At 75.8% G+C, this 20,301-nt stretch carries 14 protein-coding genes; 9 read left to right on the top strand and 5 right to left on the bottom strand.

Annotated features, from left to right (window positions below; all coding sequences use genetic code 11):
* Positions 1 to 81 precede the first annotated feature (81 nt).
* The 5 genes from ABZ719_RS14265 (at position 82) to ABZ719_RS14245 (ending at position 8,939) form a co-directional block, all read left to right on the top strand.
* Positions 82 to 2,241, top strand: a complete 2,160-nt coding sequence (locus tag ABZ719_RS14265) for a hypothetical protein (protein ID WP_366725478.1) — start codon at positions 82 to 84, stop codon at positions 2,239 to 2,241.
* Complete coding sequence (locus ABZ719_RS14260; protein ID WP_366725477.1) at positions 2,238 to 5,348, top strand: hypothetical protein; 3,111 nt, start codon at positions 2,238 to 2,240, stop codon at positions 5,346 to 5,348. The genes ABZ719_RS14265 and ABZ719_RS14260 overlap by 4 nt, the downstream gene beginning before the upstream one ends.
* 275 nt (positions 5,349 to 5,623) lie before the next feature.
* Complete coding sequence (rsgA, locus tag ABZ719_RS14255; RefSeq protein ID WP_366725476.1) at positions 5,624 to 6,769, top strand: ribosome small subunit-dependent GTPase A; 1,146 nt, start codon at positions 5,624 to 5,626, stop codon at positions 6,767 to 6,769.
* A 110-nt stretch (positions 6,770 to 6,879) separates the two neighbouring features.
* On the top strand, positions 6,880 to 8,277 hold the full coding sequence (locus tag ABZ719_RS14250) for an AlkA N-terminal domain-containing protein (RefSeq protein WP_366725475.1): 1,398 nt from the start codon (positions 6,880 to 6,882) through the stop codon (positions 8,275 to 8,277).
* Positions 8,278 to 8,447: 170 nt separating this feature from the next.
* On the top strand, positions 8,448 to 8,939 hold the full coding sequence (locus tag ABZ719_RS14245) for a methylated-DNA--[protein]-cysteine S-methyltransferase (protein ID WP_366725514.1): 492 nt from the start codon (positions 8,448 to 8,450) through the stop codon (positions 8,937 to 8,939).
* Positions 8,940 to 8,967: 28 nt separating this feature from the next.
* Here the strand turns inward: ABZ719_RS14245 and ABZ719_RS14240 are convergent, their stop codons facing one another.
* Both ABZ719_RS14240 and ABZ719_RS14235 read right to left on the bottom strand, forming a co-directional pair.
* Positions 8,968 to 9,348 (bottom strand): PPOX class F420-dependent oxidoreductase, encoded by a 381-nt coding sequence (locus tag ABZ719_RS14240; RefSeq protein WP_366725474.1) that lies wholly within the window; start codon positions 9,346 to 9,348, stop codon positions 8,968 to 8,970.
* Between the two features lie 67 nt (positions 9,349 to 9,415).
* Positions 9,416 to 10,408 carry a helix-turn-helix domain-containing protein gene (locus ABZ719_RS14235; RefSeq protein ID WP_366725473.1) on the bottom strand — a complete coding sequence of 331 codons (993 nt, stop codon included), beginning with the start codon at positions 10,406 to 10,408 and terminating at the stop codon, positions 9,416 to 9,418.
* A 1,510-nt stretch (positions 10,409 to 11,918) separates the two neighbouring features.
* Between ABZ719_RS14235 and ABZ719_RS14230 the strand changes: the two genes are divergently transcribed.
* From ABZ719_RS14230 to ABZ719_RS14220, 3 genes are all read left to right on the top strand, one after another.
* Positions 11,919 to 12,986: a protein phosphatase 2C domain-containing protein gene (locus ABZ719_RS14230; RefSeq protein ID WP_366725472.1), complete on the top strand. Its 1,068-nt coding sequence runs from the start codon at positions 11,919 to 11,921 to the stop codon at positions 12,984 to 12,986.
* A 121-nt stretch (positions 12,987 to 13,107) separates the two neighbouring features.
* On the top strand, positions 13,108 to 14,850 hold the full coding sequence (locus ABZ719_RS14225) for a pyruvate dehydrogenase (protein ID WP_366725471.1): 1,743 nt from the start codon (positions 13,108 to 13,110) through the stop codon (positions 14,848 to 14,850).
* Between the two features lie 400 nt (positions 14,851 to 15,250).
* Complete coding sequence (locus ABZ719_RS14220; protein WP_366725470.1) at positions 15,251 to 15,736, top strand: ATP-binding protein; 486 nt, start codon at positions 15,251 to 15,253, stop codon at positions 15,734 to 15,736.
* A gap of 105 nt (positions 15,737 to 15,841) precedes the next feature.
* Here ABZ719_RS14220 and ABZ719_RS14215 read toward each other — a convergent pair whose 3' ends face one another.
* Positions 15,842 to 16,876, bottom strand: a complete 1,035-nt coding sequence (locus tag ABZ719_RS14215) for a DUF2637 domain-containing protein (protein ID WP_366725469.1) — start codon at positions 16,874 to 16,876, stop codon at positions 15,842 to 15,844.
* 325 nt (positions 16,877 to 17,201) lie between these two features.
* A complete protein-coding gene (locus tag ABZ719_RS14210) occupies positions 17,202 to 18,035 on the bottom strand; it encodes a (2Fe-2S)-binding protein (protein WP_366725468.1) in 834 nt (277 codons plus the stop codon).
* A gap of 260 nt (positions 18,036 to 18,295) precedes the next feature.
* On the opposite strand from ABZ719_RS14210, the gene ABZ719_RS14205 reads away from it, so the two are divergent.
* Entirely contained in the window at positions 18,296 to 19,330 is a 1,035-nt protein-coding gene (locus ABZ719_RS14205) for a GntR family transcriptional regulator (RefSeq protein ID WP_366725513.1), read from the top strand.
* Between the two features lie 133 nt (positions 19,331 to 19,463).
* Here the strand turns inward: ABZ719_RS14205 and ABZ719_RS14200 are convergent, their stop codons facing one another.
* Entirely contained in the window at positions 19,464 to 20,225 is a 762-nt protein-coding gene (locus ABZ719_RS14200; RefSeq protein ID WP_366725467.1) for a hypothetical protein, read from the bottom strand.
* Positions 20,226 to 20,301: the final 76 nt, after the last annotated feature.

Raw genomic sequence — 20,301 nt, 5'->3', positions numbered from 1 at the left:
CCTCGGTTCCCCCGGATCCAGCGGGCGCGGCTTCGCGCACCCGCACCCACCGGTGCACCCGTACGAAGGAGAGGACCGCCGGTGACCAGCCCCACGCACTCCGCCGGGCACGGGCAGGGCGGCGCGCCGCCCGGCAAGCTCGTGTTCACCACCCCGTCGGGCGGGCGCCGCGTCACCCCCGCCCGCTTCGGCCGTGAGTCCCGCCGGGACCGGCTGCTGCCCCAGCTGATCCGCAACTGCCTGCTGGACGACGAGGGCCGGCAGTGCGTGCAGGTCCGCCTGACCGCCGCGGACGCGGCCAACCCGGCCGCCCGCGACCTGCTGGAGACGGAGACCGGCACCGCCCTGCACCTGCACCGGCTGCTCGAGGACTCGCAGTACGCGCCGCTCTTTCCGAAGGTCGTCGGCCACCAGCTCGACACCGCGGAGCCGTTCCTGCTGTACGCCGCGCCGCGCGGGATCGCCGCGGCCCGGACCCACGTGATGGCGGCGAGCGACCAGCAGCACTTCACCCGGGACCTCATGACGGCCCTGTGCCTGCTGGACGGGCAGGGCCTGGTGCACCGCGGCCTGACCCCGGCGACCGTCCTGTGGGACGGTGCCAGGGCCCAGCTGTGGGGGCTCGAGGCGGTGACCCGGGCGGGCCTGCCACGCAGCCCGTGGGGCCGGCTGCCGTTCTGCTCGCCCGAACAGCGCCGCGGCGAGGGGCTCGCCGACGGGCGCGACGCGATGTGGAGCGCCGCGCAGTTGCTCTACCGGCTGGTGACCGGGCGGACCGGCCCCGCCGACGGGGCGCCGGCCGATCTGCGCGAACACCGGGTGCTGGACCGGACGTTCCGCGGCGCCTTCGCCCCGCGGGCCGCCGCCCGGCCGACGCCCGCCGAGGTGCTCGACGTGGTGGCGCCGGGCGCCGGTGACCGGATCCGGCTCACCGTCCCGCCCGACGAGACGCGCCCGCACCGGGAGGCGTTCGAGGACGCGCTGCGGCTCAAGCGGCAGGCCCCCCTCGCCCGGAGCCGCGACGGCTCCGGGCCCCAGGCCGAGGGGGGCAACGGCGAAGTGCTCTGCCCCTACTGCCTGCAGACCATCCAGCTCGACCTGTCGAAACTGTTCGTCGCCGACAACACGATGCAGTACAAGCAGCCGCTGGACGTCTCCGGCATCACCAACCCCGTGGTGCTGGACGACGTCATGCGCGGCGCCGTCCAGAAGTGCGCGGCGGATCCGGCCTTCCCCGAGCACGTCATCCCGGTTCCCTACCTGACCCACGGCCGCCCGCTGACCGTCGCGATGGTCGGCCAGTCCTCCACCGGCAAGAGCCACCTGCTGACCCAGATGATCGCCGCGATCACCGACGGTGGTCTGGAACCGTTCGGCCTGACCTGGCAGTCGGTCAACCCGGAGCAGCACGCCCGGTTCGTCCGCGAACGGGTGCAGCCCCTGCGCAACGGCAACGTCCTCGACCACACCGCCGCGCTGGGCCTGGACGACTTCGCCCGCTTCGTGGAGTCCCTGCTGATCACCGACGCCCGCGGCCAGGTGCGTCCCGTCGCCTTCTTCGACCTCGGCGGCGAGGACCTCGTACGGACCGACGCGGCGCTGCGGTTCCTGCTCGGGATCGACGCCCTGATCTTCGTCGTCGACCCCGCGCTGGCCCTCCCGCTGCCCGAGCTGGACCAGGCCAGGGAACGCTGGGGCGTGGAGGTGAACCGGGACGGCGACCTCGCCTTCGGCACCGTCCTGGACCGGCTGCCGAAGAACGGCCCGTACCTGGAGGTCCCGGCCGCGATGGTCCTCGGCAAGGCGGACCTGCTGCGCTTCAGGACGCCCGTCGACCGCTGGCTGACCCGGCCGCCCGCCACCTCCCTCGACCCCGCGCTGGTGCGGGCGGAGAGCCGGGACGTCCACAGTCTGCTGCGCCGGTACGCGGGCCAGGCGTGGCTGCGGCCCTTCGACACGATGCGCCGGTGCACCCTGCACATCGCGTCCGCCACCGGCGGCCAGGAGGACCGCGGCCGCTACCCGGCGGGAGCGGGGCCGCGACGGGTGCTGGAACCCCTGCTGGCGCTGCTCGCGATGCACGGGCTGATCGAGGTGCCGGGCGGCGCCGAGGCGTTCGCGGTCGGGGAGACGCCCGGCTTCGAGACGGTGCCCGGGCAGCGGGCGACAGGATCCGGCGGACCCGGCGGGACGGCCGGGGGAACGACGGCCACAGGAACGGCCGGAGGGGGACTTCAGTGAGCGACTTCCAGGACCGGGGCCCCGTGCACCAGGTCGTCTTCCGCTGGGACGGCAACCATGGACGGCAGGGCACCGGCATGAACGCCGTCGCCTACTCCTGCTCGCCCGAGCGGGCCGCCGAACTGGGCCGCGAACTCGGCCCGTTGCTGTGGATGTCGGGAGCCGCGGCGGCCCGGCCCAGTGTGGTGCGCGCCGTCTCCCGCGACGGCCACGTCATGCTCGTCCAGCGCTGGCCCACCACCGACCGCGGCGGCCGGCCCAGCACGGTCAGCCACGCCCTCGTCGGGCCGCCCGGCACCCTGAAGACCCGCCAGTGCCTCGGCCTGGCCCACCTCGGCTGGGGCACCCCCGAGAAGGCGGAGCAGGCGTCCGGCCCGCAGCCCGAGGTCGACGTCGTCCGGCTCGCCGCGGTGGCGCGGGAGCAACTGCCCCGCATGGTCGGCCGGCTGCCCGCGGTCAAACACGCGCTGACCCTGGTCACGGCGGAACTGCTGCGGGACCCGGCCCAGCGGGTGTCGCTGCTCCTGGAGGAGCGGACCCCGCTCGCCTGGCCGGACCGGTCCCAGGTGCCGCTGGTCTACCTCGGGCTCTTCCTGCTCTTCGGCTCCTGGCTGCCCCACGACTGGACGTTCGCCACGTACGACACGGTCGACAGCCATCCGCTGCTGCTGACGGCGGTCCCGCGCTGGGAGACGGACACGGCGGGCTCCGGTCCGCTGGCCCGCGTCATGGGCCGCACTCCGGACCGGCCCCGCTTCGAACTCGCGGCCGCCGCCGAGCTGGTGAAGCATCTCCTCGCGCACGCGCACCCGGAGGCGCACGCCGGCGTACCGCAGCTCGTCGAGGAGCTGCCCGGCGGCGCGGCCCTGGACTGGGACCGGCGCCGCGCCCGGCTCCAGGAGATCCTGGACACCGACCACCCGACCGCGCGCACCGCGCCCCCGGCCCGGGCCGTCCGGGACGCCCGCACCCCCCGGCCCGAGCGCACCGGACCCGCCGACCGGACCCCGCCCGGCGCCCCGGCGGCCCCGGCCTCCTCGGCCGACCGGGACGCACGGCAGCCGGACCACCCCCACCGGCCCGCCGGCCCCACCCACCCGGACGGCCCTGCCTGGGCCGCCGGGACCGATGGACGGGACTGGTCCGCGGGGACGGATGGCCCTGCCTGGGCCACCGGGCGTGAAGGGCTGGGCCGGGGTGCCGGGTCGGACGGGCGGGACTGGTCTGCCGGGTCGGACGGTCGGGGCTCGGCCGCTGGGCGCGAAGGACCGGGCCGGGCACCCGGGACCGATGGGCGGGACTGGTCTGCCGGGTCGGACGGTCGGGGCTCGGCCGCTGGGCGCGAAGGACCGGGCCGGGCACCCGGGACCGATGGGCGGGACTGGACCGCTGCGGCCGATGGCCGGGACGGGGCTGCCGGGTCCGAGGGCAGGGACTGGTCCGCCGGGACGGACGGGCGGGACTGGTCCGCCGGGTCGGATGGCAGGGGCTCGGCCGCCGGGCGTGAAGGGCGGGACTGGGGACTCGGGTCCGAAGCCGCTGACGGGCCCGGCCGGGCCGCCCGTACCGAGGGCACCGACCGAACCGACGGGGCCGCCGGGTTCCACGGCGCCGGCGGGGGCGCCCGCACCTACTGTCCGGACGAACGGGCCGCCGGGGCCACCCCGGCGGGCCACGGGGCCCAGCCCGGCGGGAGCGACTGGGCCGACCGCGATCCCCAGGACCCCCGGGCCGGCCGGACCGGCAGCGGCGCCCAGACACCCCGGGCCGGCCAGACACCCCGGGCCGGTCAGACACCCTGGGAGGAGTACGATCCCCGGACCCCCCAGGATCCCCGCGACGTCCGGGCCCCCGGGGGCGGCGAGGACCGCGGGGACGGCCGCGACCAACGGGACCGGCGGGACAGCCGCGACAATCGAGACAGCCGGGACCGGGACGACCGCGACCGCTCGGACCGTCCGCACGACTGGGACCGCCCGGACGACTGGGACCGCCGGGAGCCCCGTGAGACCCCGGCCCCCGAGGCCGCCTGGGAGGAACACGAGGCCCAGATTCCCCGGGCTCCCCAGCCCCTCCGGGCTCCCGAGACCCCCCGGAGCCCCCAAGCCCATCGTGACGACCGCGACGACCGCGACGCCCGCGCCACCCAGGCCGCCCGGACCGATTGGATCAGCCGTGCCCACTGGACCGGTACGAGCCGCCAGGCGCCCGTAACGGAGAGGACGGAGCCGGGCCAGGCTCCGCAGCCGCAGCCCGGCCCGGTGGCGCCGCCCCCGCCTGCGCGACCGCCCCTGCGGCCCTCGCCGGCCGCCCGCCCCCCGGCCCCGCCGGACCTCCCGGCGGTGGCCACCCCCCAGCCCCCGTACCCGCCGCCCGCATCCGACGCGGGCCGGCAGACCGCGCTCCCGGGGAGCACGGCGGGCGCCGGGACGCAGGAGCTGCGCCGGGTGCTGCGCGACCACCGGCCCGGCGACGGCCTGCGGCGCAACACCCTGACGGCCGAACTGGGCAGGCAGCCGGACGCGTTCCTCCTGGACGAGCTGCGCTCCGGCGAACTCCCGCAGGAATCACTGGGCCTGGTACTGAGCGAACTGGGCAGTCCCGACCGCTACCGGGCGCGGAGCGAGGAGATGCATCACCAACTGTTCCTGGAGGCGCTCCACAAGCACCTGTACTTCGCTCCGCACGGCCCCGGCGCGGAACAGGTGTCACTGAAACAGATGACCGACCGGGCGGTCGAGCTGTTCCACTGGGCCGTCGCCCCGCGGGCCAGGACGGAGCACCCGGAGGAGCAGCGGGCGCTGCGCGAGTTGATGCACAGCATGAACCAGGCCCCGGGGGCCGCCGCGGGCAACTGGCTCAGCGGGGCGCTGCTCAAGCCGCCCGGCCGCCCGGTGCCCGACCTGCCGCCCGACCTGTGGCGCCAGGTCCTGGAGGACGTGCTCAAGCGGACCGGTGACGCCGCGGCGGACCCGGCGCCCTCGCAGCACCCCCCGGCGGACAGCCGGCCCTGGTCGCAGCCGGCGGGCTGGGTGTTCGTGGGCCTGGGGGTCGCGGCGGTCGTGATCGTCGTGCTGCTGATCATGGTGATGCTGCCGTACGTCTGAGACGCGGCCGGGCCGGCGGCGGGGCGGAAGAAATTCCGTGGCGCCGTGGAGGGGACCTCTCTAGGGTGAGGGGCACATCAGGCGGGGGCCGTCGGCCATCGCCGCCGGCCCGACGGGAAACAGGAGGTGTGACCCATGGCTGTCTCCGTGATGGGCGCTGCCCGCAACCACCGAAGCATCCACACCACCTCCGCGGTCTCCGGCTGACACACCTTTCTGATACGCCCGCACTCTTCGTCGCGGGCAGTCGGGGCCGCCCTTGTGAAGGGTTCCCCTTGTCTCTCCCCTCTTCCTCCGCGTCCGCTTCTTCCACGTCCGCGTCCTCCGCGTCCTCTTCCTCCTCGCAGCCGCACCCGCTCGCCGCGTTCGGCTGGGACGAGGGCTGGGCGGCGGAGTTCGCCCCGTACGCCGAGCAGGGCCTGCTGGCCGGCCGGGTGCTGCGGGTCGACCGCGGGCAGTGCGACGTCGCCACCGCCGGCGGGGTGCTGCGCGCCGACACCGCCTTCGTCACCCCGCACGACCCGATGCGGGTGGTCTGCACCGGCGACTGGGTCGCCGTCGAACCCGGCGGCAACCCGCGCTACGTCCGCACGTACCTCCCGCGCCGCACCGCCTTCCTGCGCTCCACCTCGTCCAAGCGGTCCGAAGGGCAGATCCTCGCCGCCAACGTCGACCACGCCGTCGTCGCCGTCTCGCTGGCCGTCGAGGTCGACCTCGGCCGCATCGAGCGGTTCCTCGCACTCGCCTGGGAGTCGGGCGCCCAGCCGGTGGTCGTGCTGACCAAGGCCGACCTCGTACCCGACCCGGTGACGCTGTCGTACCTCGTACGGGACGTGGAGACGGCGGCGCCCGGCGTGCCCGTGCTGCCGGTCAGCGCGAGGACGGGCGACGGGCTCGACGCGCTCGTCGCCGCCGTCAGCGAAGGCACCTCCGTGCTGCTCGGGCAGTCCGGAGCCGGCAAGTCGACCCTCGCCAACGCGCTCTGCGGCGACGACGTGATGGAGGTGCAGGCCGCCCGGGACGTCGACGGCAAGGGCCGGCACACCACGACCACCCGCAACCTGATCGCTCTGCCCGGCGGCGGCGTACTGATCGACACGCCGGGGCTGCGCGGGGTCGGACTGTGGGACGCCGAGAGCGGCGTCGGGCAGGTGTTCTCCGAGATCGAGGAGCTGGCCGCCGGGTGCCGGTTCCACGACTGCGCCCACCTGCGCGAACCCGGCTGCGCGGTGCTCGCCGCGGTCGACGCGGGAGACCTGCCCGAGCGGCGGCTGGAGAGCTACCGCAAACTGCTGCGCGAGAACCAGCGGATCGTCGCCAAGACCGACGCGCGGCTGCGCGCGGAGATCCGGCGCGACTGGAAGCGCAAGGGCGCCGAGGGCCGGGCCGCCATGGAGGCGAAACGAGGACGCTGGGCGTAGCGGCCGGGGGCCCGGGGCCGCCGCCCGGCCGTCGGCGGCGCGGCGGCCCCAGGCCCGTGTCCGATTTCCGCCAGCACCACCCGGGCCGCGGGCGGACACTGGACCATGTGATGGACGAAGACACCAGGTACGAGGCGGTGCGCAGCCGGGACGGCCGGTTCGACGGCGAGTTCTTCTTCGCCGTCGAGACGACCGGCATCTACTGCCGTCCCAGCTGTCCGGCGGTCACCCCCAAACAGCACAACGTGCGGTACTTCGCCACGGCCGCCGCCGCCCAGGGCGCGGGCTTCCGGGCCTGCCGCCGGTGCCGGCCGGACGCGGTGCCCGGCTCGGCCGCCTGGAACGTACGGGCGGACGTCGTCGGCCGCGCCATGCGGCTGATCGGTGACGGCGTCATCGACCGGGAGGGGGTGGGCGGGCTCGCCGCGCGGCTCGGCTACAGCGCACGGCAGGTGCAGCGGCAGCTCACCGCCGAGGTGGGCGCCGGGCCCGTCGCCCTCGCCCGCGCCCAGCGCGCGCACACCGCGCGCGTCCTGCTGCAGACCACGGACCTGCCGGTGACGCAGATCGCCTTCGCGGCCGGGTTCGCCAGTGTGCGGCAGTTCAACGACACCGTCCGCGAGGTCTACGCGGCGACCCCGAGCGAACTGCGGGCCGCCGCGCCCCGCACCCGGCACCGCAGGGCCGCCGTGCCGACCGCCGGGATACCGCTGCGGCTCGCCCACCGGGGGCCGTACCAGGCCGGGCCCGTCTTCGACCTGCTCCAGTGCGAGGCCGTGCCGGGCGTCGAGGAGGTGAGCGGCCCGGCGGGCGCACGGACCTACCGGCGCACCCTGCGGCTGCCCTACGGCACCGGGATCGTCGCCGTCGACGAGTGCCCCGGCGGACCGCGCACCGCGTCCGGTGCCCACCCGGGCGGCTGGCTGGAGGCCCGGCTGCACCTGACCGACCTCCGCGACCTCACGACGGCCGTGCAGCGGCTGCGGCGGCTGTTCGACCTCGACGCCGACCCGTACGCCGTCGATGACCGGCTCGGCGCCGACCCACGGCTGGCCCCGCTGGTTGCGGCCCGCCCGGGGCTGCGCTCACCGGGCGCCGCGGACCCGGAGGAGGCCGCGGTGCGGGTGCTGGTGGGCCCCGGGGCGGCCGCGGAACTGGTACGGCGCCACGGCAAGCCGCTGGACGCGCCCTGCGGCACCCTCACCCACCTGTTCCCCGAACCCGCCGTCCTCGCCGGCGCGGAGCCCGGGGGCACCCTGGGCGCGCTGGCCGCCGCCCTCGCCGGCGGCGCCCTGCGGCTGGACTCGGGCGCCGACCGCGACGAGGCGCACCGGGCGCTGCTGGCCCTGCCCGGCCTGGACGCCGCCACGGCCGCCGCGGTCCGCACCCGCGCCCTCGGCGACCCCGACGTGGCCCCGCCCGGCGTGGCGGCCCCCGACAGCTGGCGCCCCTGGCGCTCGTACGCCCTGCACCACCTGCGTGCGGCGAAGGAGTTGGAGATCCGATGACCACCGAGACGACCCCCGAGAAGACCACCGGCAGGACCGACGGCATGACCAACGGGACGGCCGGCGACGTGCTCACCGGCATGACCGACGGGACGGCCGGCGACGTGCTCACCGGCACGACCACCGGTCCGACCGCCGGCAGGGCCACCGGGACGGCGGCCGAAGCGGCCGTGGAGGCCACGTACTGGACGCGGTGCGAGAGCCCGCTGGGGCCGCTGCTCCTCACCGCCGACGCGGACGGCGCCCTCACCTCCCTGTCCGTGCCCGGCCAGAAGGGCGGCCGTACGGTGGGGGAGGGGTGGCGGCACGACCCGGCCCCCTTCCGCGCGGCCGAGGAGCAGCTGCGGGCCTACTTCGCCGGTGAACTCGTGGAGTTCGACCTGCCGATGCGCAGCCAGGGCACCGCGTTCCGGGAACGGGTGTGGGCCGCCCTCGGCACCGTTCCGTACGGCACGACCACGACGTACGGCGAGATCGCCGCCCGGATCGGCGCCTCCCGGGCCGCCGTCCGGGCCGTCGGCGGCGCCATCGGCGCCAACCCCCTGCTGGTGGTGCGCCCCTGCCACCGGGTGATCGGCGCGGACGGCTCGCTCACCGGCTATGCGGGCGGCCTGGAGCGGAAGGTGCGGCTGCTCGCCCTGGAGGGCGTGCCGCTGCCGTAGGCCCTGTCGCCTGATTCCCGGCCGCCCCTCACCTCTCCTCCAGGCCCCAGCTGTGGATCCGCCGCGGATGGATGCGGATCACCTCCGCGCTGAACAGCGGGCCCAACGTGTGGGGGCCGGTGAGGAGTTCGGCCTCGCCGCGGATGTCGACGCCCCTGACCCGCCACGGGTCCAGGCTGACGATGTCGTCGACCACCAGGGCGACCCTCGGGTTGTGCAGCAGGTTGCGCCACTTCTTCGTACGGCCCATCGCCGCGCCGCCGATCAGGACGGTGCCGTCGTCCTGCGGGAAGAAGCCGACGGGGTTGGCCTGCGGCTGCCCCCGCGGGTCGACGGTGGCCAGCCGTCCCAGCCGCTGGGTCCTCAGATAGGCGCGTTCCGCCTCGGTGAATCGGGTGTCGGCAGTCATGGCAGCAGCCAACCACTCCCACGCGGCCGGTGCGGCAGCCGCCCCGGGGCGTCGGCGGGGCGAGGGGTCAGCCGTCGTGCCGTTCCCGGGCCACCCAGCCGCGTTCGTAGGCGTGCCAGCCCAGTTGCAGCCGGGTGGTCACACCGGTCAGCTCCATCAGCCGCTTCACCCGGCGCTGCACGGTCCGCAGACCCAGGTCGAGCTGCTTGGCGACGCTCGCGTCCGTCAGACCGGCCAGCAGCAGGGACAGCACCTCCAGATCGGTGGTGTCGGGACCCGCCGGGCCCTGCTCACCGACCCCGGACGCGCCCAGCCGCAGCGGCAGCGCGCCCCGCCACACCGATTCGAACAGGCCCGACAGCAGCTCCAGCAGGCCGCTGGAGTGCACGACCAGCGCGGCCGGCTCCGCCATCCGGGACGTGAGCGGCACCATGGCCAGTGCCCGGTCCGCGATCACCAGTTTGGTCGGCACCTCGTCGACCACGCGGACCTGTTCGTCCCGGCCCAGGGCGGCGGTCAGCTCGGTGATGCCGTTCGGCAGGTCCAGCACCGCGCGCTCGACCACCACCCGGTAGCGCACCCCGCGGCCCGCCGCCTGTTCCTCGGCGTCGTTCTCCATGCCGGAGACGACCATCGGGTTGCCCGTGACCAGCGCGCACACCTCGTCGACGGCACCGAGCTGCAACTGCACGAAGCGCTGCGCGACCGCCGAGGCCCCGGTGACCACCTCGATCAGATCGTGCACCGAAGGCTCGGCCGCCGCCGCCCGGTACTCCTCCGCGAGCAGCGCGGCGGCCAGCTCCGCCTTCTCCAGCTCGTGCCGCTGCTGGGTGAGCAGCGCGCCGAGCGCCACCCCGGGCGGCGCGGCGACCCAGCGGCCCGGCCGGGCCGAGGACTGGGCCGCGAGGCCGTGCCGCTCCAGACGGCGCAGGGCGCGCTCGGTGTCGCGCTCGCCGAGCATCAGCCGTCGCGCGAGATCGGGCACGTCGGCCGCGCCCACGGTCACCAGGGCCCGGTAGGCCGACTCGTGTCTCTCGTCCAGCCCTATCGCTGCCAGCATCAGCTGCCGTTCCTCCCCTTCGGGCCCACGTCACCGACCAGCGGCGAGCCGGGCGTGGCGGAAAGCGGCCACGGCGCAAACCCGCCGTCCGACATCATCGCCGCACCCCTGGTCATCCTGACAAGGTGGCACCACCGAAGCGCCGACGGACGGTCCGGCCGGCCGCGGGCACGCGGCCTGCGCCGATGCGCGGGGCCACCTGCGTACGGCGGCCGGACGTCCCCGCCGGGCGGTGCCCGGCGGGCCGCGCACCCGGTCGCCCTGCCCGCCCGGCCGCCGCGGCCCGCAGGCGGGCGGGGGGCGCGCAGGGCGCGGAGGCGGACGCGCGCGCCGGTGTGCGGGGCGGGGGAGTTCCGGCCGCCCGCAACCCGGCCCGGACCCGCCCCGGACCCGGCTCCGGGGCGCCCAGACGTCGCCGGGCGGTTCTCCCGTGGGGGGTGGGACCGCCCGGCGGCATTGTTCCGTACGGGTGTACGAGGGTTCGTCCGGTGGGCCGTTCCTGGTGCGTTCAGGCGCCGGATTTTCCGGATGCCCCGTTTTCATCCGGGCCGCGCGGTGGACAATCGAGGGCATGAGCCAGCAGGGGGGAAGGCCCACCGGTCATGAGGACGACTGGTGGCGGCAGCTGTACGACGACTCCACCGAGGACACGGGTCCCGCGGCCGCGGCCGATTCCCTGGACGAGCGTTTCGCCTCGGCGGCCGGCACGGTGGGCCGGGCACCGCGTCCCGGACACCCCGGCGCCCGCCCGCCCGGCCCCGGCCGGCCCGGTGACCGGCCGGAGGAGCCACCGGACGCCCCGGCCGGCAAGGACGAAGCCCCGGTGAGCGAGGACCACGGCGAAGCCCCGGTGAGCGAGGGCGACGGTGAAGTCCCGGTGTACGAGGTCTACGGCACAGCCCCGGTGTACGAGGACCACGGCGAAGCCCCGGGGTACGACGGCTGGGACGAACCTCCGGTGGACGACGGGGAGGAGGAATGGATCCGGTTCGGCCGCCCCACTCCTTCGCCCGCGCCCCCACCCCCTTCGCCCAGCCCGTCACCACCCCCTCCGCCCAGACCCCCGTCGCCGCCTCCGCCTTCGCCTCTTGCCGAGCCTTCACCGCACGCCCCCGCCCCGCCACGGGTTCCGCGCCCGGTAGGGGAATCCGCCCCGCGCCCCGTACCCGGCTTCGCCCGGCCCCCGGCCCCGCGCCCGCCGGAAGCGGCCGAGGCCCCCGGGGACACCCCGCCCCCGTGGTGGCGGCGAGCCCCCTGGGAACCCCCGCCGCCCGTCTCACCCGGCCCGAAGACGTTCCCGCCGGGCCCCGACGGCCCACCTGGCCCGTCCACCCCCTGCGGCCCGCCCGGAGCGTCCCGCCCGAGCGGCCGGGAGACCTCCCGCCCGGACGAGCCGCCGGCGTCCGAAGACGCCGTTCCCGGCCCGCCCTCGTTTCCCGGCCCGGCTTCCGCCTCCGCATCCGACGACGGCCCGGCGGACCGCTGCCCGCCGCCCTTCGCCGTCACCCACGTGGGTTCCGGGCCGCCCACCTACGAAGCGGAGCCCACCGCGCTTCCGCTCGCCGATCCCGACGCGCTCGACGACCTGGTGCCGGACACGATCCTGGACGGCGCCGGGTACGGGGTCTGCACCCTGCGGGCCGTCTCCGTCCGCGGAGACTCGCCGCGCTACCGGGGCGAGCCGCGCCGGGACGCGTTGCTCACCGCCCGCTTCGGCACCGGGGAGCAGGCACTGGTCCTCGTGGCGATGGCCACCGGGGCCCGCGCCAGGCCGGGCGCCCACCGGGCCGCGGCCGAGGTGTGCCAGTGGATCGCGCGCGCCGTCGGCCGCAGTCACCTCCGGCTGGCCGAGGACATCAGGGCGGCACGGCGCGGTGAACTGAAGTCCGGCCTGCACCGGCTCACCGACCGCAGCCTCGGCAGGCTCCGGGCGAGCGCCGCGGAACTGGGCGTCGCCCCCGGGGAGTACACGGCCGCGCTGCGCTGCCTGCTGCTGCCCGCCGACCCCGCCTGCCGTACGCGGGTCTTCTTCGGAACCGGAGGGGGCGGGCTCTTCAGGCTGCGCGACGGCACCTGGCAGGACCTCGAGCCCGGCGACCCCGGGCGCCACGATGCCGGGCCCCACGACGCCGGGTCCCGCGGCACCGACCCGCCGGGCAGCGGGCCCGATGCCGCCGGACGGCCCCCGGGGCAGCCCGGCCCGTCCCGGCCGCACACCGCCGCCTCCCGGCTGTCCGCCCCGGCCCAGGCCCCGCGGGGCGACCGGCTCACGACGGACCCGGGCCCGACCGTCCCGCCGGTCCCGCGGGACCCGGCCCCGGGCCCGGACGCCGGGTCGGGACCGCCCCACGAACCCTTCCTCTTCCGTGCCTGTGTAGCCCGGCCGGGTGACACCCTCCTGATGTGCACCGCCGGCCTCGCCGAGCCCCTGCGCGGCGAGGAGGAACTGCGCGCGCACCTCGCCCGCCGGTGGTCCGGTCCCCTCCCGCCCGGCCTCGCCGCGTTCCTCGCGGACGCCCAGGTACGGGTCAAGGGCTACGCGGACGACCGTACGGCCGCCGCCGTTTGGGAGGCGTGAGCGGCGGGGCTGTGAATTCATGGACCCAGGAAGTCCGCACCGGCCGGCAGCGGCAGGCGAACAGGCGGAGCGGCCGCGGGCGGCCGCGGCCGCCGGCCGGAGACCGAAGGGTACCGGGAGCATGGCCAAGCAGAACGTCGCAGAGCAGTTCGTCGACATCCTCGTCCGCGCCGGCGTCAGACGCCTGTACGGCGTCGTCGGGGACAGCCTCAACCCGGTCGTCGACGCGGTCCGCCGCAACGCCGCCATCGACTGGATCCACGTGCGCCACGAGGAGACGGCCGCGTTCGCCGCCGGCGCCGAGGCACAGATCACCGGCAGGCTCGCGGCCTGCGCCGGCTCCTGCGGCCCGGGCAACCTGCACCTCATCAACGGCCTGTACGACGCCCACCGCTCCATGGCCCCGGTCCTCGCGCTCGCCTCGCACATCCCCTCCAGCGAGATCGGCCTCGGCTACTTCCAGGAGACGCACCCCGACCGGCTGTTCCAGGAGTGCAGCCACTACAGCGAGCTGATCTCCAGCCCGAAGCAGATGCCCCGGCTGCTGGACACGGCCATCCAGCACGCGGTGGGCCGCAGCGGGGTCAGTGTCGTCACGCTGCCCGGTGACATCGCGGCCGAGCCGGCCCCGGAGAAGGCCGCCGAGACCGCCATCGTCACCTCCCGGCCCACCGTCCGGCCCGGTGACGCGGAGATCGACCGGCTGGTCCGGATGATCGACGAGGCCGGCAAGGTCACCCTGTTCTGCGGCAGCGGCACGGCGGGCGCGCACGCGGAGGTGATGGAGTTCGCCGGACGGATCAAGTCGCCGGTCGGGCACGCCCTGCGCGGCAAGGAGTGGATCCAGTACGACAACCCGTACGACGTCGGGATGAGCGGACTGCTCGGCTACGGCGCCGCCTACGAGGCCACCCACGAGTGCGATCTGCTGCTCCTGCTCGGCACGGACTTCCCGTACAACGCGTTCCTGCCCGACGACGTGAAGATCGCCCAGGTCGACGTGCGGCCCGAGGTGCTGGGCCGCCGGTCCAAGCTGGACCTGGCGGTGTGGGGCGACGTGAAGGAGACGCTGCGCTGCCTGATCCCGCGGGTGAGGGAGAAGAAGAACCGCCGCTTCCTCGACCGGATGCTCAAGAAGCACGCGGACGCCCTGGAGGGGGTGGTCAAGGCGTACACGCGCAAGGTCGACAAGCACATCCCGATCCACCCCGAGTACGTGGCGGCCGTGCTCGACGAAGTGGCCGACGACGACGCCGTGTTCACGATCGACACCGGCATGTGCAACGTGTGGGGCGCCCGGTACATCTCGCCGAACGGGCGCCGCCGGATCATCGGATCCTTCTCGCACGGCTCGATGGCGAACGCGCTGCCGATGGCGATCGGCGCCCAGTTCACCGACCGCGGCCGGCAGGTCGTCTCCCTGTCCGGGGACGGCGGCTTCGCCATGCTGATGGGGGACTTCCTGACCCTGGTCCAGTACGACCTGCCGGTGAAGGTGGTGCTGTTCGACAACTCCTCGCTGGGCATGGTGGAACTGGAGATGCTGGTCGCGGGCCTGCCCTCGTACGGCACGACGAACAAGAACCCGGACTTCGCCGCGGTGGCCCGCGCCTGCGGAGCCCACGGCGTACGGGTGGAGAAGCCCAAGGACCTGGCGGGAGCGCTGAAGGAGGCCTTCCAGCACAAGGGACCGGCGCTGGTGGACGTCGTCACCGACCCCAACGCCCTGTCCATCCCGCCGAAGATCAGCGCCGAGATGGTGTCCGGCTTCGCCCTGTCGGCGTCCAAGATCGTGCTGGACGGCGGGGTGGGACGGATGGTGCAGATGGCCCGGTCCAACCTGCGCAACGTGCCGCGGCCGTGAGGACCCGCACGGACCGGACGCCCGGGAAAGGGCGCCGCGGCGCGCGGAAAGCGTCGTACTCCGGCCAAGTTCGGGACACGCGGGGCGGCCGGCCCTACGCGCGCCGTACGTCCTGCGCGCGGATGCCGTACGCGCTTCGTACGCCCTGGGTACGTCCGCCGTACGGCCGGCGACGTACCCGGGGCGCCGACGGCGGCGCGTCCGGGGCCCCGGCGGGCCCGGGCGTCCCGGCTCCCGCGGGCGTCCGGCAGCGCGGCGGCCCCTCGCGCGCCGGTGGGGCCGTGGCCGAACCCTTGGTCGCCGAAGATCCGGCAGGACTGCCCCGGATCCCGCTGGGCATGGATCCCCGTGAACGTGTTCGAGCTGGAGGGGAACCGACATCGGCACGCGGGCGGGGGAGATGAAGAGTCAGACGCGAGGGAGCGGTCCCGTGACCACAGGGACCTCCTCGGTGAGGACGGTGGAGGAAGAGGCCGACGGGGCGGCGGCAAGGGCGTCGGGGCCCCAGCTCAGACGCCGGCTGGACCGGGCGGACCTGCGGGCGGTGCCCGAGGCGCGCCGGGCCCTGCGCGAGCTGCTGCACCGCTGGGGGCCCGGGGAGCGGTCGGAGGTCGCCGAACTGCTCACCAGCGAGCTGGTGACCAACGCCCTCGTCCACACGGACGACGACGCGATCCTGACGGCCACCGTCTCACCGAGCGGACTGCGCGTGGAGGTACGGGACTTCGTGGCCCGCGGACCACGTCCGCGGGTGCCGGTCGCCGCCGAGGACACGAACGGCCGGGGACTGTTCCTGATCGAGTCGCTCGCGGACGACTGGGGCGTGTGCGCGCACGAGGTCGGCAAGTCCGTGTGGTTCGAACTGGGCGCGCGGCAGGCGGCGTGAGACCGCGGGAGTGCGGAAAGGGGGAGGGCGGAGAAGGTTCTCCTTCTCCGCCCTCCCCCGGCCGCGCGCCCGCCGGGAGCCTCCCGGTCCGCGGGCGCTGTCGCCCTAGCCGAACTGCTGCTCCAGATCCTTGAGCTTGCGCTCCAGCGAGTCCAGGCGCGGCAGGGCCTGGGTGTCGTCCTCGGCGGTGAGGTCGACCGTGAGGGCGTCAGCGCCCTTGCGGACGGGCTGCAGCGAGGGACGGGCGCGTACCGGCAGCGGTTCCGCCGCTATGGCAGGCTCCGCGGTGACCTGCGAGGAGCCGCGCTCCAGGGCCTGGGCCTCGCCCTGCCGGCCGCCCCGGCCGGCGAAGCCGCGGTGGCCCCGGCTGATCGCCTTGAGCTGGGCGCGCTCCACACGGTCGTGCTCGCGCCGCAGACGGCGGTTCTGCTCCTTCTGCCGGGCGTCCTCGCGGACCTCCTCGACGGCCTCGTCCAGGCTGCGCACGTTCTCCAGGAGCATCAGCGACCAGGCGCGGTAGGTCTCCCGGGGAGCCCGCAGCCAGCGCACGATCCGGATCTGCGGCAGCGGACGCGGCACCAGGCCCTGCTCGCGCAGCGCGGCCCGGCGGGTCTGCTTCAGGGCGCGGTCGAAGAGGACCGCGGCCGACAGGGACATGCCGGCGAAGAACTGGGGCGCGCCCGCGTGGGCGACACCCCTGGGCGCGTGCACCCAGTTGAACCAGGCCGCGGCGGCGGCGAACATCCACACGAGTATCCGGGAGCCGAGGGCCGCGTCACCGTGGCTGGCCTCGCGCACCGCGAGCACGGAGCAGAACATGGCCGCGCCGTCCAGGCCGAACGGCACCAGGTACTGCCAGCCGTCGGTCAGGCCGAGGTTCTGCTCGCCGAAGCCGACCAGGCCGTGGAAGGAGAGCGCCGCGGCGACCGCGGCACAGCAGAACAGCAGGATGTAGGAGGCGGTGCCGTAGACGGCCTCCTTGCGCCTGCGGCGCTCCTCGCTGCGCTCCCACGAGTCGTCGGTGCTCGTGCTCCCGTTGGACCGCTTGCCGCGCGCGAGCACCGCCACCGCCGCCAGCACGCCCAGGAGCAGTACGGCGCCCGGAAGCAACCAGTTCAGCGATATGTCGGTCAGTCTCATCTGGGGTCCCTTGCATGGGGATAGGGCGTGACGCCCGCCATAGTGGCCCAATCCCAGCGGCCCTCAGAGGGTTTCGGGGCAAGAGGCCGCCAAGGAGGTGCAAGGGGATGCCCGCGGACGGCGTTCTGCTCGAACTGCCGCATGAGGGGCGGGAGTTGAGTTCGAATAAGACTACCCGTACGAGTGGTTCCGCGGAAAGTTCCCGCGGCGGGTGAGGGAGTTGTGAACTTCCTGTCGCCGCCGCACCCGTGAGGGCGCCCCATTCGCGGACGATCTTACGGGACGTACGGCGGTCCGCCGGACCGGGCGGCGGGGTGACGGGCGGTCAGGCGGCCGCCGTCGCGGTCAGTTTGGTGATCCGGTCGGCGTCGCAGGTGCGCGGGCAGGTGGCGCAGGTGTCCTCGGGGCGCACCGTGTAGAACATGCAGCAGCTCGCCCGGTCGCGGGTGGGCAGCGCCTCGCCGTCCGGCCCGGTCAGTTCGCGGAAGGCCGCCGAGCCGACGTAGGGGCGGGTGGCGCCGGGGAGCAGCAGTTCCAGCTCGTGCCGCGCCCGCTCCTGCTCGCCGAGCAGGTGGGCGACGTACCACAGGCCCTCGACGACCTCGTCGGTCGCCATGCCCCACAGGGCCCGGCCGCGCCGCCGCATGCGGGGGCCGAAGCCGGTGAGGACCGGGTCCAGGTGTTCGGCGACGGCCGCGCGCACCTCGGCGCGCAGGGCCTCCTCGTCGGGTACGACGCGGGCGCCGGGCAGCGTGGCCGCCGGGTCGTGAGGCAGGCAGGCGAAGGAGACGGGACGCACCGTCATGCGGCCGGCGGCGCGGTCGTACCAGACGTGCGTCACGGGCAGCCGCGGCACGCGGCGGTGCAGGAACCAGGGGACGGTGAACAGCAGACAGGCCGGCCAGGCGTAGCGGTGCAGTCCGAAGCTCGCCACCACGTCGGGGCGGGCCCGGGTGCCGTAGTCGCGCAGGACCTGCGCCTCGTCCCAGGCCAGGAACGCCTCCAGGCCCGGGCCGCCCTCGGCGAGGGCGGCGGCCTGCACCCAGGCGCCGCCCTGCGGGGTCCCGTCCGCCGGGTGCGACTCGGTCACCGTGAGGCCGGGGAAGGCCTCGGTGAGCCGGGCGTAGGCCTCCGCCACGGCCGAAGCGAGCAGGGGCATGCCGAACCGCCGATCCACGTCCGAAGGTGCGTTTTCAGGTAAGCCTTACCTTACTCGACGTCGACGGGATGTGAACCCGTGGCCAGTTGCGCCGTAAGGTGCTTGACGGACGGACAGCAACCCGTCGTAATGACCCCAAGCACCCCCAAGCCCGGAGGAGCACCGTGAAGCAGGGCGCGCAGGACTCCGCCGCGGCCGAGGGGACCGCCGGGCCCGTTCCGCGGCCCCGGCCGGAGGCCGCCGCAGTCCGCGCCCCCCGCCTGCCGCGCGCCGCGGACCCGCGGCGTCAGGAGCCGCGCGCCGCGCAGCCGCACTCGCCCCGGCCCGCGCAGGTCCGCCCGGGAAGCGGTCCAGGGCCGCGCCCGGACCGCGCGGCCGAGGGCGCCCGGCCGGCTCACCGAAATCCCGCCCCTGCGCCGTCCGCGCGCCCGAGCCCGGAGGACGGCCCGGCCGGCGGGCCGGGGCCCGGCGCGCCCGCGGCGCTCGCCCAGGACGGCCGGCGGCCGGGGGACCGGGGCCCTCGCACCGCCCCCTCGGCACCGGAGGCGGACGCGGACGCCGCGGCGCCGGCGGGCCCCGGCCCGCGGACACGGCGGGAGCACGGCACCCCGCCGGACGACGACGCCACCCGCGGCGAGCACCCGCACGGCGGACGGCCCGGCCCGCGCCCCCCGGTACGGCGCTCCTCCGTGCGCGGTCAGGTCCTCGACGCCCTGCGCACCGCGCTCGTCACGGGCGAACTGCGGCCGGGCGAGATCTACTCCGCGCCCGCGCTCGGCGAACGGTTCGGGGTCTCCGCGACCCCGGTGCGCGAGGCCATGCAGCAGCTCGCGCTGGAGGGCGCCGTCGAGGTCGTGCCCAACCGCGGCTTCCGGGTCGTCGAACGCGAGGCCCGGGAACTGGCCGAACTGGCCGAGGTGCGGGCCCTGATCGAGGTCCCCGTGCTGCTGCGGCTGGCCCGTACCGTGCCCGCCGAGCGGTGGGCCGCGCTGCGCCCGCTCGCCGAGGCCACCGTCCGGGCCGCGTCCTCCGGCTGCCGGGCCGCCTACGCCGAGGCCGACCGCGCCTTCCACCGCGCGATGCTGGCGCTGTCCGGCAACGAGCAGATGGTGCGGGTCGCCGAGGACCTGCACCGGCGGGCCCAGTGGCCGCTGACGGGCGTCCTCGGCCGCGCCGCGCGCGTGGCTCTGGTGGCCGAGGCGGCGCAGCACGGGGCACTGCTGGACGCGCTGATCGCCCGCGACACGGAGACGGTGGGCGCGCTGCTGGCCGCCCACTTCACCGCCACGGCCTGACGCCCCGCCCCGAACGCCCGCCCCGCCCCGCGCGTCCGCCCCGCCCGCACGCGGACGCTCCTGGCACCTCTGGCGCCTGGCACCTCTGGCGCCTGGCGCCTGGCGCCTCCGGCACCTGGCACCTCCGGCGCCTTCACACCGTGGCCGCCCCCGGGGGTGCCAGCTGGCGGGTGAGCCAGGTGGGGACCCCGCCGAGGAGACGGATCAGGCGGCGGGCCTCCTCGCGGAGGCGGGAGGCCTCCGGTTCCTCCTCGGTGTCGGCCAGGGACACCAGCGCGGGAGCCGTGCCGACGAGGTAGCCCAGTTCCTCGCGCAGGCGCAGGGACTCGGCGAAGCCGTGCCGTGCCTCCGCCAACTCGCCCTCGCGCAGGGCGAGTCCGGCCAGATGACGCCAGGTGAAGGAGAGCAGCAGCGGGTCGGGGCGGGCGGTGGCGCCCGCGTGGGCGCGGCGGTAGGCGGCGCGCGCGGCCTGCGCGGAACGGGTCAGGTTCTCCGCGATCAGCCCGCGCCGGAAGTCCAGCAGGGCCCGCCCCGGCGCCCCCGGAGGGATCAGCGCCGCGGCGCGGCCCAGCGCCGAACGCGCCTCGTCGGCGCGGTCCCGTACGCCGTGCAGGGTCGCCGAGTAGGCCAAGTACCCGCGTTCACAAGCGGCCGCGCCGCGCTCCTCGTCGGAGTGGGCCAGCGCCTCCGCGGTGCGCAGCGCGTCCTCGGCCTCCTCCCAGCCCGCCTCGGTGTACAGGCAGCGTTCCACCAGCAGCGCGGTGCGCTGCAGCGCGGCGGCGGCGGTGGCCGCCGGCAGCAGTGCCGCCGCGTCGGCCCAGCACGCGCGGGAGCGCAGCCGCCATACCGCGGTCTGGAGTGGATCGTCACCAGCGGTCGTTCCGTTACCAGACATGGCGGTATGCGCCACGTTGCCCTCCCCGAGCACGCCTTCGAGCCTTGAGTGGTGGCCGCATCTCAGCACGGATCCG

The organism is Streptomyces sp. NPDC006743, assembly GCF_040703815.1.
Lineage (GTDB): Bacteria > Actinomycetota > Actinomycetes > Streptomycetales > Streptomycetaceae > Streptomyces.
This window is presented reverse-complemented; position numbering and strand designations above follow the sequence as displayed.